The organism is Clostridium merdae, assembly GCF_900176635.1.
Classification (GTDB): domain Bacteria; phylum Bacillota; class Clostridia; order Oscillospirales; family Acutalibacteraceae; genus Faecalispora; species Faecalispora merdae.
Map to the genome: position 1 here is coordinate 1 of NZ_FXLN01000002.1, position 14,795 is coordinate 14,795.

The window sequence follows — 14,795 nt, forward strand, 5'->3', positions numbered from 1 at the left end:
ACGCGTTACTCACCCGTCCGCCACTAAGTAAGAGCTAAGCAAGCTTCTCTCTTACTCCGTTCGACTTGCATGTGTTAGGCATGCCGCCAGCGTTCGTCCTGAGCCAGGATCAAACTCTCTAAAATATTGTATTAAAATGACCGAAGTCAATCTAATCTAATTTTAGAGCATTTTGTATCTGCTCAATTAGTACGCTTTCGCGTTTCTTAGGTTTTTATAGAGTCCTAAGAACTCTTATCCGGAAGTACTCACTCCTCGTTTCCGAGAAGCTTTCTCTCAAAAAATTACGGGTTCTTTTGTCTTTCTCGTTGTTTAATTTTCAAGGTCCTGTCCGACTCTTCAGCGCTTTTCGCTTTCCGTGTCGTGCGCCGTTCTCTGTGGCGCTTGACTATAATACCAAACCACACAACTAATGTCAATGCTTTTTTTAAAGTTTTTTCAAGTTTTTTTCAAATAGTTGGTTTTTCGACCAAATTTTCCAGGTTTCAAGCCATTTTTCGACCTTTGGGAATTTCGAAGTTTTTTCGCCATTTGAGTAGTAACGCCATCTTTTACTCTGTATAAAACCATTCTACAGGGGAATTCTTTTCTAAAAGGACTGAAAGAATAGGTTGTGATAACAATGAAACATGCGCAAAAAACAGAATATAAAGAGTTTGGGAAGTACATTTGGCGCGTTATGATGATACTACTTGTGAACCTTTTAATGATTTCAATTGTAAGCGGTGTAGGGGAACAAGCTGTTTCTAGGCTACGCGGAAGTACATCTGTAGAAACTCTTTCCCGAGTGGGCTCACGTGGCGACGAAGTAAAGAAGATTCAAACGAAACTGAAAAACTGGGGGTACTTCTCTGGAAGTGTCGATGGCATCTTTGGAGAAGAGACTCGCCAGGCGGTTGTTAAGTTCCAAAAGAAGAACAACCTACCGGCAGACGGCGTTGCTGGAACAGAAACATTAAAGGCTATGGGTATCACCTCTGCTTCCTCATCATCGCCTTCGAAAGATTCCGGTGGCGGCCAGGGCCAATACAGCAGCAGTGATATTGATTTGCTCGCACGCGTTATCTCCGCAGAATCTCGAGGAGAACCGTATTCTGGTCAAGTAGCGGTTGGCGCTGTGATTCTTAATCGTATTACGCATCCCTCATTTCCAAATACGCTTGCAGGCGTAATCTACCAGCCGGGTGCATTCTCATGCCTCAATGACGGTGGCATTAACGCAGCGGTGGCAGACTCTGCCTATAAGGCGGCTCGCGACGCAATTAACGGCACCGATCCTTCGGGTGGGGCTATCTATTATTATAACCCTGAAAAATCGACCAGCAAGTGGATTTTCTCCCGCAAAGTAATTACGGTGATTGGAAAGCATCGCTTTGCGATTTAAGTAAAACCACACTGTTTTTCTATATATAAGAAGAGTGGCTGCAATAAACAGTCCCTCTTCTTTTATATTTTATAAATATTTATAACAATCGTAGATTCATAAGTGCTATACTAATAAGTATGAATTATAATTACGCTGACAATACTCTAATTAAAAACCATTTTGAAATCGTGTATATGGATTTATTATTTAGAAAGCATTGTTTACCATGGATGATTCAATAGAATTGTGTGCTGAGGTAATTACATATGACAACAAAACAAAAAACTCTGATTCGAACTATATTAAAAATCTTCCTCGTCTTTCTTTTATTCTTTGTATTCGAGAATTGGAAGTATCTTTTCCTATTGCTCGTTTTGGGATGGCTGATTTTTGACATTGTAAAGAAAAAAAGAAAATCAGCGCTCTTTGACTTGCTAATCATTGTTTATGCGCTTGTTATTATATTTGTATCACCCGTCCAAGGGCTTACGGAACAAATACGCTTTTATGTATTGGAAAGCCGGTATACCTCTGTAACGGAGCAACTGCTGCCCAAATTGTCTCAAGAGAATGACACCTCTTGGGCAGAACTCCAAGACAACCGCTGGCTTGGACTTGCAGAAAGCCAAACTCTTATATATGTAAAGCACGGCAGCGACATTTTAATTTACTACCCAACATGGACTAATTTTTTTAGAAGCGGCGGCTATGTGTTTTACAGCAGTGAAACTGCACGGGATTTTTGGGAGCATCCCCACCAGTATGATGATTCGCTTTCAAAAGATTCCTCCTATAATGATAAAGAGCCATTGAATAGCAATTGGGACTACATTAAGGTCTATTGATCTACAACCATATTATTCTTAATATACCTTTTTGAATTATCGATACTAAAACAAACCGAATCTATTACGGCACATGGGATATGTAATTTATTCTCCTTTTCCACTATATCATTAAGAAAAGCCTTTGCTCATATGAGCAAAGGCTTTTTCGTTTTTGTTTTCAATTACTTTTGAAAGTTTTGAAAAATGGTCTTCACTGCTTCCGCACGCTTTTGATGGATCTCAGCGTTTTGCGTATCGGTATACACCATCAGATAATCACCATTGAGTGTTGCAGGAACCTGCTTCTCCATGATGGTAAAGGTGCCTTTTTCTTTTATTTCCGTTAACACCTTGCTTGCTGCTTCATTTTGGTTTGCAGAATCGAATCGATACAGCTCAAGAGTTACATTGTCTTTTCCCTCATAGCTTGCACGATACCGAACTCCCTCTTTCGCACCAATCATGCTGGCTTCCATGGGGATTGCATCGCCTGCGGCAACGCCCTTCGCTACCATATACTCCTGAAGGCCCTTCATGGAGTTTTCAAACGTTGCCGGTGCCTGGCTCTGCCCTGCCTGAGAAGATGTCTCAGCCGCTGCCTGCGACGCCGCTGCTTTGCTGGCCAAATATTCCGCACTGCCCACATCGCCAGCGCCGCACCCTGCAAAAGAAACTGCCATTACGCTGGCAGCCATAATTGCCATCCATTTTTTCATAGGGGACTAACCTCTCTTTTTCCGATTTCCATTATTAATTCACGAATTTTAATTCAATCATTCAGACGCCAACAAATAATTGGTATTGGCACTGATTATGCTTTTATAAAAAACTACAGTTTAAAGTGTTTCAAGTTCATATGCTTGTACCCGCTCCCCGCTTAATAACCAGTTTTAAACGGGAATCACTTCGCCTAAAAATCAATCCAACAGGCAAGAAGCTTAACTTTGGTTATTATAACGTATCCCATAAAAAAATGCAACGGGCAGCTTCCCACTGGTTGCCGCTCCGTTTTATTCCTCTATTCAAAAATAGACATTCGCATTCCACTCATTATTACAATAAGAAATACCCGCTGGTAATCCGTTAAGAAAAATAAGATTTTTGCTCGTATTTTGGCCGGAATAGCTCACACCTGTCCTACAAAAAACATATACTGAAAACGGGGTATCTTTCCGCAAAATAAGACAAAGGACTGTGACGATATGTATTGCCAACCTGCAGGTCTGCTTAATTTATACTGCTTCACAGAACGGCTTCCTCTTAGTGAGGCTTGCATCTATCTAGCGGATGCCTGCGGCAACTATGTAAGCAGCGGGAAAACAAATAGCAGGGGGCTGGTTCAGCTCCACTTTAGAAACGACGGGCTCTACCGTATTTGGGCGGGAGAATGCAGCCCATTTCAACCAATGGCACAGGGCTGCGGCGTATGTTTGAATACCGATTGCAGCAACCGCCTTTCGTTCCCGTTCCGCACAATGCAGGAAGGTTCTTTACTGGTTACTTTACGGGACAAGAACTACCCCGAATACACCTTATCAAAAGGAGTCTTTACGTTATGGCGGATATACTAATTGGCACTGCCCAAACAAATGAAAATGGGCTAGCCGCTTTTACAGGATTGCCTCCCGGAACCTATAAGTATGTACAAACCAGTGCAACAACGGGCTATACTTCAGACCCTACCGAGTATACCATTACAATTACCAATGCTACCCCTGTTGAAGCAGACCGCACCAATACACCAACGGCTACGGGAACCATCACCATTACAAAAAGTGTTGCTGGGTTCCCTGCCTATGTGCTTCCTGGTGCAACCTTTAAATTGGCAGACAGTAATGGCAAGGCACTAGTTTCGGTTTCTTCGCCAACAGCTGCGGATGGTACTCTAACCTTCCAAAATGTAATGTCGATTGCCGGAACACCTCAAACGTACGAGGTTACAGAGGTCGCTGCTCCCTCTGGGTATGAACAGAACACCACAAAATATGATGTGCCTGTTACTGTTAATCAAACCGCAACACAAGCCGTTCCCAATACCCCATCCGTTCAGGGCGCATTGGACATTACTCTTACCGACACAAACTATACAAGCTATGGTCTACAGGGCTCAGGCTACGATCTGTACCTGGTTACAGACTAAACAGCCAAAAAAGGGCTGGCATTTTGCCAGCCCTTTCCCTTTGGGTACTCATTATTTTGTAATTAGAAAAATACCCATTACGCAAACGCACATTCCCAAAAGCTGGCGTGCCGTAAAGCTCTCTTTAAATAGAACATAGCCGATTATCAGCAGTACACAGGCAAGCGCGACATTTGCTACCAAAGAGCCTACGCCAACCTTCCAGCCTGCACGGTACACAAATAAATAACCAAGCTCTAAAAATACGATGGCAAAACCTAGGGTAAAGCTTGTCCAGTTCACCTTATGTACCTCTTGCAAAAGGTTTTTGTTCTCCCCCATGACTAAATACAAAACCAAAGATGAAATTGCGGCTGTAACATAAGTAACCATAAGAGATGCAAGCGGCGCAACATCACTCGGAGTAGACTTTGCACACAAGTGGTACAAGCTGTTTGCCCCTACCACCATAAGAATGGGCCAAATATAATTCCACATAATACCTCCAAAAAAATCGCAAACAAGGGTTTCCCTTGTTTGCGACAGTGTGCTACAACTGTTAAACCGGCAAATGTATTTCCATTTACACGCAAAAGAGTAAAGTTAAGAAAATATTCTTTACCATTTGTGAAATGCTTTTTAATTATTCTTTGCCGTTTCTTGTAAACGCCCAGGCTACTACGCCAATAATAACCACCACTATTGCGGCAATGGCGAAAATACCAACCATACTCATACCAGAAACCTGTTGCGACACAATAATAGAAGTTGGGCCATCTGCGCTACCAATCACTTCCATTTCATGTCAATTCCTTTCTTTATATGATTTTTTTATCATAACATTAAACTCTTTTTTTGTAAAGTTTACAGGCGAACCACAAATCAAACTGCTCTATTTTTTCAAAGCAAACGATTTGTTCTCTTTATCTATATTTTATCTCTCTATTATTGTCGGTATACATTCCCAGCAATCTTACTTAAAGAGTGAGCATCGGTAATGAGATACCCCGCCTTTGTTTTTTGCAGTAATTTCTTATCACACAAAGAACGGAAAACACGAAGCAAATGCCGCAAGCTGCAACCAAGACTTTCTGCTAACAGTGTATAATTGGCAGAGAATACTCCATTCTTCTGCATAACCAGTATATACCCTGCCAGCCGCTGCTCCAGTGGGTACAATAGATTAATGGCAATGGTTGAGTTATTTCGGTCTGTTTTGGCACAGGTTTCACGACAAACAAATTGTAAAAAAGAATTGTCTGACAAAAGCCGCTCCCTGTGTTCTTGTACCAGTGCAGAAAGGCAATAGGTTTCTTTTAAGGCTTGTACATTTGTTTTTGCGAGTGGGTCGCCAAACAGCTCAAACTCCCCCATTACTTCAATATCCTCATAAATGCACAGAAGCACGTTGCGTCCATTTTCGAGCGTTTTAAATACCTTGCAGCTGCCTGCAAGCATTATTTGTAGGCTGCCCGCCTGCCTGCCCTCTTGGTACAACAACTCACCTGTGTCGTATCTACATAGTTTAAAGCAATCAAATGCTTCCGTTGATAAACTAGACTGCACTCGGTTTATTTGCTGCAACAAATCCGGCTTTTGAGAAAGCTCCAGATACTTAATAGAGAATTCCTCCTTTTATGACATTTGTCATAACTGCTCTTGCGAACTCTATGCAATAATAATACCATAAATAAAAGCGCAGAGGGGCGTTTGCATGAACTTTTTCCTTTTATTGGTAAGCGGAATCTGTTTGGGGCTGATGGTAAGCCTGAATGGAATGCTGGCTACCCATTTTAATTTATTTGAGGTCAGCTTTTTGGTTCACATGATTGGAGCGGTATTGCTAGTATTGTCAGCTATCTTTATTCAAAAGCAAAAAATCACTTTAACGGGTGCACCGCGCTATGTTTACCTGGTTGGCTTTTTAGGAGTAGCAATGATTGTTACCACCAGCCTGAGTACCACTTACATTGGAGCGGCTCTAACCATGGTGCTCTCCATTACCGCACAGCTTATCAGTTCGGCGGTCGTTGATCACTTTGGGTGGTTTAACGTACCCATAAACAAATTTAGTCTGCGGCGCATTCCGGCCTTTGCGGTTATTTTGACCGGCCTGCTGCTTATGATTTTCTCTTAAAGGGGGTAGATGAATGTTATTCTTTGTAATACTTGCCGCAGTAAACGGGTTTATCGCCGTTGTAAGTAAGATGATGAATTTAGAGGCAAAAAAATCTTTGGGTACGGTAAACGGTACTCTGATTAATTATATCGAAGCCTCCGTCGTTTCACTGATTATTGTTCTTTGTATGGGGGACACCCACCTTTCCAATTTTTCGCACTGGGCTTCCGTCCCTCCCATTTACTTGCTGGGCGGCGTTTTCGGTCTGGTGGCGATGGTGTTAACGGTAATTGCGATGGAAAAGGTGCGTATTTCTTACTCCACCATAATTTTGCTGGCCGGACAGCTTGGAACCGGATTTATTATAGATGCGATTCTTGCCGGGAAGGTTGTCCCGCTCAAGCTCCTTGGGCTTATTATTGTAATCGCCGGAATTTTTATTGACCAAATGGCTACCAGCAAAGAGGAGAAAATCCCCAAAGAAGAAACGGAATAACCACAAAGGACTTCCCCCTATGCTACGGGAGGATTTTCAGAATAAATTAAATTAAAGTTTCGCTCTTTAATGAATGAATGCTACATTAATAAAGGAAGGAAGCACGCTTCGTGCTTCCTTCCTTTATTTTCGGTTATAAAAGTTGCAATAGGTTACGTGGTCATTAACCATCCCAACGGCCTGCATAAACGCATAAACGGTTGTGGTACCTACAAATTGAAAGCCGAGCTTTTTCAGCTCCTTACTAATAGAATCTGAAATTGCGGAGCTTGCCGGCACCTCGCTTAATTGGTTCCAATGGTTTACAATAGGCTGAAAACCCACAAAGGACCATAAAAAATGATCCAAAGAGCCATGCTTCTCGCACAGTGTGTAGTAAGCCTTTGCGTTATTTACTACCGCTTTAATTTTCAGCTTGCTTCGAATGATTCCTTTGTTCTGTAATAACTCTTCCATTTTTTGATCATCATAGGTTACTAAAACAGCGGGGTCAAAGCCATCGAAAGCCTCACGCAATGTTTCTCTCTTTAATAAAATAGTTGCCCAGCTCAACCCGGCCTGTTTGCCTTCTAAGATGAGCATCTCAAACAGCTTTTGGTCATCATGAACCGGTATGCCCCACTCTGTATCGTGATACTCCTGCTCCAGACGGTTATGCTCCGCCCAATCACATCGTTTCATCGAGGCTATCTTTTCCTTTCTATAAATAAGGCCTTATTGCTCCTCTTCTTTGATGACGAGCATATTGTTTTCGTCAAACTCCCATTGAGGGCCATATGCTGCCTCCCAATAGTAACCGTCAGGGTCTTGAAAATAACCGCTGTATCCGCCCCAAAACACTCGCTCCGCTTTTTTCGCGATGATGCCGCCGCTGCTCTCCACCAATTCCAGAAAAGCGTCGACCTCTTCTTCTGTTTTAAAATTGCAAGCAAGAGTGATTCCGCAAAAGCCACCGGCGGAGAGCTTGGGAGGGTTTTGCTCATTGATATCTTCCGCAAGCTTATCAATTGGGTATAGTTCGAGCTTGCTCCCCTCGGTATCAAAAAACACAATGGGAGGATTGTTCTCCTTCTCAAAGGTATGAAAGCCTATTTTTTTGTAAAATGCTAACGATTTTTCCATATCCCTTATGCCAAGGCAGATTAAATTAATCCGATTCATCGTTGTTCCGCTCCTTTTTATTTACGGCTTTATTTTAATGGTTTAAATTGTCTATTTGAATTAACGCCTTTTGAATATCCTTTTGCACAGGCGGTTGCATGCTCTCCGCATATCTTCCTGGATTGGCACGCAGCAACGCATTTTTAATATCTTCTTTTAATTCCGGTTTATATATTGCGATGGTTGGTAATGCCTGAATACACTGCCGGGCTGTAATTGGTTTTTCATCTGCAATATGCTTTAAATAGGAATCAATTATTTCATCAATCTTATTGTCTGTATCCCATTTTGCATTGACGGCAATTAAAACAATTCCTCTTGTACGTAAATAGGAGTTTGGACTACTCAGCAGCTCCGCAAAGACATTAAAGAAAGGATACACTTCGGAAGATAGGCTGCTTTCATTCTCTAACTGCTTTAAGCATCGATAAGCTTCTTTATGGTTGCTGTTTTTTAGACCATTTACAAGTTCCGAAATGTTTGCCATATAATCAACCCTTTCTCCGTCTCTATTATTTGCTTTATGATGTAGTATTATAGAAACAGGCACCATCTGTTTCCACATTTATCAATCTAAATCTGTCATGAGTGAACTGAATTTGCAGGTTGCAAGCCGCATCAAAATATTGGCATCCTCTTTTAATACTTCATTTGGATTATAGCATAGCTAAAGAATAAACAATCTGTAATTTGACTCATTCTAACATAGATAAAATAAAAAGTCATGCAAGAGAATAATTCTCTTGCATGACTTTTTATTGATGGTAGACACAGGGGGACTTAACGGCGTCTATTGACGCCTCCCGGCTTGCGGCACAGCCGCTGCACCGCTCTTCGCTAAAAACATGCCACCGACATGTTTTCCATACGCTCAGACCCTTTCGGATTCGAGTCCTTCTTTGTGTAATACAAAAAGAAAAAGAACCCAGCAACTAGGCTGAATTCTTTTTCTTGGTGGACGCAGGGGGACTTAACGGCGTCTATTGACGCCTCCCGGCTTGCGGCACAGCCGCTGCACCGCTCTTCGCTAAAAACATGCCACCGGCATGTTTTCCATACGCTCAGACCCTTTCGGGTTCGAGTCCTGCTTTGTGTAATACAAAAAAGAAAAGAACCCAGCAACTAGGCTGAATTCTTTTTCTTGGTGGACGCAGGGGGACTCGAACCCTCGACCTCTCGCGTGTGAGGCGAACGCTCTAACCAGCTGAGCTATGCGTCCAAATAAACGATTCCCCCGAATGATTCGGGGGAATGTTTTTGTGTGGTGACCCGGACGGGATTCGAACCCGTGAACCCGCCGTGAAAGGGCGGTGTCTTAACCACTTGACGACCGGGCCGCTGGTAGCGGCAAATGGACTTGAACCATCGACACTTCGGGTATGAACCGAATGCTCTAGCCAACTGAGCTATGCCGCCATATGAACAACGCACAAAGCGGAGCGATATTCATTATATTATATACTTGTCCCTCTTGTCAATACAAAAAATCAAAAAATATTTTTTCTTTTTTTATTATTCGACTTTTCCTTGGTATTCAAAGCTTATTCCGCGTGGATTTACCCCTCGCATGAAGATATAGCCATCTTTTTCTTGCCGCTGTATTTGCAGTACTTCTCCCTCAAGGCTTTCCATTGCATAATGGATCTGAAATTCACGCAAGGTACGCCCGTGCATTCCGCCGGGAACAAAGTCGCAAAAAATATCGCTATACACCGAGTTATTGACATGGCCGTTATAGTCTAAATCGGAGTAGCGTATTTCACGTTCACCAACAACTGGCATATCTTTAGGCAGGCTAAGGCGGTCAAGCCGCTTCCCACCGTTTTCGCCGGCACCTACACCGTAATCCAGAAAAGCCCTAGGGCGCAGAAGCTTATGCTCTTGTGTGCTTACCACAACGGAAGCCTGCAAGATTTCTGCCAAATGTTCTTCGCCACAATAAAAATCAAAGCTGCGATAAAACTGTACCCCTACCACTCCGCATGCACGCGTAACAATTGTTACCGGGTCATGCTGGCTAGGCCAGCGGTGAATGATTCCACCAGAACGGGTAAACACAAACACGATGCCATCTTTTGACATTTTTTCATGAGTAAGATCATAGCACGCCAAATGAAGCTCACAAGCCTCTTGGCAATAGCGCAGCAGTGCAGATGGTCGCAGGGTCACGTTTGCATCCATATCGTATGTTTTAAGCTGTACCTGTTGTGTGTATTCACTGAGTTTCGCATTGAGTCCCATTCTCTACGCTCCTTTTAAAAGAACCGCCCCGGACAATTCCGAGGCGGATGACACGTGAAACTTCCGCCCGCTTATCAGGTTCTTAGCGGGGTTCGAATTCATTCTGAACCAAATTTGTTTATTCCGGGCATTTAATTACATCTACACCCATAAACGGGCGCAAAACCTCCGGAATGGTAACGCTGCCGTCTTCATTCTGGTAATTCTCCAAAATAGCAGCAACGGTACGGCCAACCGCAACACCGGAGCCATTGAGAGTATGCACAAGCTGAGCCTTATCACGAGGAGTTGCTTTAAAGCGGATTTGCGCACGGCGTGCCTGAAAATCCTCAAAATTTGAGCAAGAGGAAATTTCAACATAGCGATTGTAAGAAGGCATCCAGACCTCAATGTCGTAGGTTTTTGCCGAAGAGAAACCAAGGTCACCCGTAGCAAGGCAAACAACACGGTACGGCAAGCCCAAAAGCTGCAATACACGCTCTGCATCATTTGTCAGAGATTCCAGCTCCTGATAAGAGGTTGCAGGGTCTGCAAATTTAACAAGCTCAACCTTATTAAACTGGTGCTGGCGGATAAGGCCGCGGGTATCGCGCCCTGCAGAACCAGCCTCCGCACGGAAGCAAGCAGAATATGCGCAGTATTTAATTGGCAGGCTCGCGCCCTCCAAAATCTCGCTTCGGTGCATATTGGTTACCGGCACCTCTGCAGTGGGGATAAGGAAGTAGTTCTCAGCGGTGTCTTTATTGATTACCTTGTACGCATCCACTTCGAACTTGGGCAATTGCCCGGTACCGGTCATCGATTCCCGGTTTACCATGAACGGAGGGAATACCTCGGTATAACCGCCCTCCGAATGTGTATTTAGGAAGAAGTTGATAATCGCACGCTCCAAACGGGCACCCAGGCCTTTATAAAAATGGAAACGAGCTCCGGTTACCTTTGCCGCTGTTTCGGGGTCTAATATTCCAAGCTCTTTTCCCAGATCCCAATGGGGCTTGGGTTCAAAAGAGAACTTAGTCGGTTCGCTCCAGCAGCGCAGCTCTTTGTTCTCAGAATCATCCTTACCCAAAGGAACATCTGCACAAGGGATATTTGGCAGAGTGAGAAGCAAGTCACGCTGTTTTTCTTCCAGCAGTCCAAGCTCGCCATCCAACCCTTTAATTTGGTCGGAAAGCTGTTTGAGCTGAGCCATCAGCTCGGTTGTATCTTTCCCCTCTTTTTTCAGAATGGGAATTTGCTTTGTATCCGCATTTTGCTGAGCCTTCAGGCTTTCTGTTTCACCGGTTACACGGCGGCGGTCCACATCAATTTGCAGGATGGATTCGATAATCTGGTCGGCATCCATGTTTCTGCTTTTCATCGCCGCTTTCACTCGTTCGGGGTTCTCTCGAATGACTTTAATATCTAACATGTACGTTCTACTCCTTTATTTTAGTGCTGGGACCCTTTTCTAGTTCAGTCTGTATGAAAGCGCAGGCTGTTGACCAGATTCGCTAAATCCTCTTCACCATAAAATTCTATTTGCAGCATTCCTTTGTTCTTACCGCCATCCACCTTTACCTTGCGGCCTAAGTGTGTATTAAGCGCTAGCTCTACCTCTTCAAAGTAATGCGGCTTCTTTCCCTTGGGTGATGCCGACTCTGCACTAGGCTCATGCAATAGGAACTTCTTTACCATTTTTTCCAGTTCTCGCACAGAAATACCATGCTTTACCGTAAGCTGTGCCATTTCGAGCATGTCCTGCTCTGATTCAATGGGCAGCAGCGTTCTGGCATGCCCGGCAGACAGCTTTCCGGTGCCCACCAGTTCCCGTATGGATTCTGGCAGATTCAGTAAACGCAGCACATTTGCAACCGCAGGCCTTGATTTGCCTACTATTTTTGCGATCTCCTCTTGCGTTAGCTCATATGTCTCCATGAGGGCTTGATAGCCCTGTGCTTCTTCCATAGCAGTTAAGTCTTCTCGTTGCAGATTTTCAATCAGCGCAAGCTGCATTACCTGACGATCCGTCATTTCACGTATTACAGCTGGTACTTCCGTAAGCCCGGCCATTCTGGCGGCTCGCCAACGGCGCTCACCCGCTACAATTTGGTAACCACCGCTGACAAGCGGTCTTACTAATAGTGGTTGTAAAATACCATGCTGTGTAATGGAGTCAGCCAGCTCTGCCAAAGCACCTTCATCAAATTGCTTTCTGGGCTGACCACGGTTCGGCTCTATCTCTCGCAGAGGTAGCGTGATGGAGGCATTTTGATTCTCCGTATCATTTTCTGCAAAGATGGCGTCTAGGCCCTTTCCAAGACCGCCTCTCTTTTTCATTCCGTACGCCCCTCTCCCTGATTATTCTGAATAATTTCCATTGCCAACGCTTCGTAGGCAGTAGAACCCTTGGAAGCACGGTCAAAATACAACACCGGCTTCCCGAAGCTAGGTGCTTCCGAAAGCCTTACCGTACGCGGTACAACCGTAGCAAACACCTTACGTGGGAAATACCGCTTTACCTCATCCACCACCTGCTGGGTTAGGTTCAGGCGGCCATCGTACATGGTAAGCAATACCCCTTCAATATCGAGCTGGTCGTTATACTGCCGTTTCACGCGCCTTACCGAGTTCATAAGCTGTGAAAGCCCCTCTAATGCGTAATATTCGCATTGCACCGGAACCAAAAGTGTATCTGCGAGGCACAGTGCATTGGTTGTGATGATTCCCAAGGAGGGGGGGCAGTCCAGAATAATGTAATCGTATTCTGAGCGCAACGGTAGAATAGCGCAGCGAAGAATCGCTTCCCGATTTTTCAGGCTAACGAGCTCAAGCTCTGCGGCGGCTAAATCCATACTAGAGGGAATTAAATCCAAATTTTGGAACCCAGTATGAATTCGCACATCACTCGCCTTTGCCTCATCCAACAGAATCTCATATACGGTGCTTTTCAGCTTGCGACGGTCTACCCCTACCCCACTTGAGGAATTACCCTGGGGGTCAATGTCGATAAGGAGTGTTTTTTTACCCAAACTCCCAAGAGAAGCCGCCAAATTAACGGCGGTAGTCGTTTTGCCTACACCGCCTTTTTGGTTTGCAATCGCAATGATTTTGCCCATGTCCTATGTTCCCCGCTTCTCTTACTTTTTATAAAATCAGTATGTATCACAGCAGATTCACCGGTAAATAAATCGCTGAGACCTGATTCTCAGCCCTATTGGCTGTACTGTTACTCATTATAACACTCTTCGATTATAAGATAAAGGGCATTTGGGCAAAAAGTGCTTGTTTCACGTGGAACAACGGACAATGGTAGCCCTGTTTTGGTAGAAAGTAATTTTAAACAGCCTTTCGGAACACCTGTGGATAACTGGTGAATGCGCTTATCTGTTTTTCCCGGTGTCTTCAACTGTGGAAAACTTTTTGGCGTGGCATTGTGTTTTCCACATGGCGTTTTGTGCCTTCTTCATGCTTTTACTATTTTTTATTTTGCGCTATGGATAATGAACAGTAAAAGAGCGGAGCTTATGCTCCGCTCTTTTACTGTGGAAAATAAATAAGGGAATGGGGAAATTCCTTGTAAGTAATTTGAGTTAGGCTGGTCTTTTTTTATTCGCTACCGCCTGTTCCTTGGGAATTCGAACCACATATTCAATATATTCCTCCGTTTCGTGGTTCTGCGCCACTGCGTCAATTCCGGATTGCCGCATGGTGTCTACTGCATGACGTATCGTATTTAAAAATAATCGAACGTCTTTTATTACAAAAGTACGTTTATTTTTTACTACCTGCGGCTGCATCGATTTTTCCAGTTCTTCTGCAATCAAATCCTCTGTTTGCCGCACGTTTAAGCTATCATTAATTATTTTATGTAATATACGCAAGCGAAGCTCCGAATTCTCAATACGCAGCAATGCACGCGCATGGCGTTCCGTTAACTCTGCGTGAGAAATCATGGTTCGCTCACTCTCTGAAAGACGAAGCAGGCGAAGCTTGTTCGCTATTGCAGATTGGCTTTTGCCTAACCGGGCTGCCGCTTCCTCTTGGGTTACGCCCCACTCATCGATTAACCGCCGTATCCCCTCTGCCTCTTCAAAGATCTGCAGATCCTGTCTTTGCAGATTCTCGAGGATTGCATACACGGCAGACTGTTGTTCATCGCAGTTTACCAAAATACAAGGTGCACTGCTCATACCCGCCATAAAACAGGCACGCATTCGCCGTTCCCCCGCAATTAGCTCGTACCCACCCGGTACTCTTCTTACGGTTAAAGGTTGCAGCAAGCCATTGGACCGAATACTATCTGACAGCTCCTGCAGCTCTCGCGGCGCAAATATGCGGCGCGGCTGAGATGGATTAGGCCGAATCTGATTCAGCGGAATCTCATTGACCCGCTTCTTTTCTTGAAAGAATAACAAAGCGCCGCCCCCCTGCTTGTCTGTTTTTTCCAGAATAGCATAGAGGGCGGCACATGTTCTGTTGAATTA

General features: G+C 44.2%; 18 protein-coding genes, 3 tRNA genes and 1 rRNA gene. 6 read left to right on the forward strand and 16 right to left on the reverse strand.

Going from position 1 to position 14,795, the window contains the following annotated elements:
* Positions 1-125 (reverse strand): 16S ribosomal RNA (locus CAN90_RS00010); the annotation flags it as partial.
* Positions 126-622: 497 nt separating this feature from the next.
* Here CAN90_RS00010 and sleB point away from each other — a divergent pair.
* Together sleB and CAN90_RS00020 are read left to right on the forward strand one after the other, a co-directional pair.
* On the forward strand, positions 623-1,384 hold the full coding sequence (gene sleB, locus CAN90_RS00015) for a spore cortex-lytic enzyme (protein ID WP_085831792.1): 762 nt from the start codon (positions 623-625) through the stop codon (positions 1,382-1,384).
* 248 nt (positions 1,385-1,632) lie between these two features.
* Complete coding sequence (locus CAN90_RS00020; RefSeq protein WP_085831793.1) at positions 1,633-2,211, forward strand: hypothetical protein; 579 nt, start codon at positions 1,633-1,635, stop codon at positions 2,209-2,211.
* A gap of 164 nt (positions 2,212-2,375) precedes the next feature.
* Here the strand turns inward: CAN90_RS00020 and CAN90_RS00025 are convergent, their stop codons facing one another.
* Positions 2,376-2,909 carry a hypothetical protein gene (locus CAN90_RS00025; protein ID WP_085831794.1) on the reverse strand — a complete coding sequence of 178 codons (534 nt, stop codon included), beginning with the start codon at positions 2,907-2,909 and terminating at the stop codon, positions 2,376-2,378.
* Between the two features lie 486 nt (positions 2,910-3,395).
* On the opposite strand from CAN90_RS00025, the gene CAN90_RS00030 reads away from it, so the two are divergent.
* Positions 3,396-3,764 (forward strand): hypothetical protein, encoded by a 369-nt coding sequence (locus CAN90_RS00030; RefSeq protein ID WP_085831795.1) that lies wholly within the window; start codon positions 3,396-3,398, stop codon positions 3,762-3,764.
* Positions 3,749-4,333 carry an MSCRAMM family protein gene (locus tag CAN90_RS00035; RefSeq protein WP_085831796.1) on the forward strand — a complete coding sequence of 195 codons (585 nt, stop codon included), beginning with the start codon at positions 3,749-3,751 and terminating at the stop codon, positions 4,331-4,333. Before CAN90_RS00030 ends, CAN90_RS00035 begins: the two co-directional genes overlap by 16 nt.
* A gap of 51 nt (positions 4,334-4,384) precedes the next feature.
* Here the strand turns inward: CAN90_RS00035 and CAN90_RS00040 are convergent, their stop codons facing one another.
* The 3 genes from CAN90_RS00040 to CAN90_RS00045 all read right to left on the reverse strand — a co-directional run bounded on the left by CAN90_RS00040 (position 4,385) and on the right by CAN90_RS00045 (position 5,878).
* A complete protein-coding gene (locus tag CAN90_RS00040) occupies positions 4,385-4,810 on the reverse strand; it encodes an EamA family transporter (RefSeq protein WP_085831797.1) in 426 nt (141 codons plus the stop codon).
* A 145-nt stretch (positions 4,811-4,955) separates the two neighbouring features.
* Positions 4,956-5,111, reverse strand: a complete 156-nt coding sequence (locus CAN90_RS13550; RefSeq protein ID WP_159450344.1) for a hypothetical protein — start codon at positions 5,109-5,111, stop codon at positions 4,956-4,958.
* Between the two features lie 146 nt (positions 5,112-5,257).
* A complete protein-coding gene (locus CAN90_RS00045) occupies positions 5,258-5,878 on the reverse strand; it encodes a cyclic nucleotide-binding domain-containing protein (RefSeq protein WP_242953530.1) in 621 nt (206 codons plus the stop codon).
* A 148-nt stretch (positions 5,879-6,026) separates the two neighbouring features.
* On the opposite strand from CAN90_RS00045, the gene CAN90_RS00050 reads away from it, so the two are divergent.
* The gene (locus CAN90_RS00050) at positions 6,027-6,449 is read left to right on the forward strand and encodes a DMT family transporter (protein WP_085831799.1); all 423 of its coding nucleotides are present in this window, start codon (positions 6,027-6,029) and stop codon (positions 6,447-6,449) included.
* A 13-nt stretch (positions 6,450-6,462) separates the two neighbouring features.
* Complete coding sequence (locus CAN90_RS00055; RefSeq protein WP_085831800.1) at positions 6,463-6,927, forward strand: DMT family transporter; 465 nt, start codon at positions 6,463-6,465, stop codon at positions 6,925-6,927.
* A gap of 123 nt (positions 6,928-7,050) precedes the next feature.
* Here CAN90_RS00055 and CAN90_RS00060 read toward each other — a convergent pair whose 3' ends face one another.
* From CAN90_RS00060 to CAN90_RS00115, 11 genes are all read right to left on the reverse strand, one after another.
* Positions 7,051-7,608 (reverse strand): DNA-3-methyladenine glycosylase I, encoded by a 558-nt coding sequence (locus CAN90_RS00060; protein WP_085831801.1) that lies wholly within the window; start codon positions 7,606-7,608, stop codon positions 7,051-7,053.
* Positions 7,609-7,641: 33 nt separating this feature from the next.
* On the reverse strand, positions 7,642-8,088 hold the full coding sequence (locus CAN90_RS00065) for a VOC family protein (RefSeq protein ID WP_085831802.1): 447 nt from the start codon (positions 8,086-8,088) through the stop codon (positions 7,642-7,644).
* A 34-nt stretch (positions 8,089-8,122) separates the two neighbouring features.
* Positions 8,123-8,575 carry a SufBD protein gene (locus CAN90_RS00070; RefSeq protein WP_085831803.1) on the reverse strand — a complete coding sequence of 151 codons (453 nt, stop codon included), beginning with the start codon at positions 8,573-8,575 and terminating at the stop codon, positions 8,123-8,125.
* Between the two features lie 655 nt (positions 8,576-9,230).
* Positions 9,231-9,307: transfer RNA gene (locus CAN90_RS00075), tRNA-Val, on the reverse strand.
* Positions 9,308-9,350: 43 nt separating this feature from the next.
* Positions 9,351-9,425: transfer RNA gene (locus tag CAN90_RS00080), tRNA-Glu, on the reverse strand.
* 2 nt (positions 9,426-9,427) lie between these two features.
* Positions 9,428-9,504 (reverse strand) — tRNA-Met (locus tag CAN90_RS00085).
* A 96-nt stretch (positions 9,505-9,600) separates the two neighbouring features.
* Positions 9,601-10,329, reverse strand: coding sequence for an acyl-[acyl-carrier-protein] thioesterase (locus CAN90_RS00090; protein ID WP_085831804.1), 729 nt, complete (start codon positions 10,327-10,329; stop codon positions 9,601-9,603).
* A gap of 118 nt (positions 10,330-10,447) precedes the next feature.
* Complete coding sequence (gene serS / locus CAN90_RS00095) at positions 10,448-11,740, reverse strand: serine--tRNA ligase (protein ID WP_085831805.1); 1,293 nt, start codon at positions 11,738-11,740, stop codon at positions 10,448-10,450.
* A 44-nt stretch (positions 11,741-11,784) separates the two neighbouring features.
* Positions 11,785-12,648, reverse strand: coding sequence for a ParB/RepB/Spo0J family partition protein (locus CAN90_RS00100; RefSeq protein ID WP_085831806.1), 864 nt, complete (start codon positions 12,646-12,648; stop codon positions 11,785-11,787).
* Positions 12,645-13,427 carry a ParA family protein gene (locus CAN90_RS00105; RefSeq protein WP_085831807.1) on the reverse strand — a complete coding sequence of 261 codons (783 nt, stop codon included), beginning with the start codon at positions 13,425-13,427 and terminating at the stop codon, positions 12,645-12,647. The genes CAN90_RS00100 and CAN90_RS00105 overlap by 4 nt, the downstream gene beginning before the upstream one ends.
* Positions 13,428-13,901: 474 nt before the next feature.
* Entirely contained in the window at positions 13,902-14,726 is an 825-nt protein-coding gene (locus CAN90_RS00115) for a ParB/RepB/Spo0J family partition protein (RefSeq protein WP_085831809.1), read from the reverse strand.
* Positions 14,727-14,795: the final 69 nt, after the last annotated feature.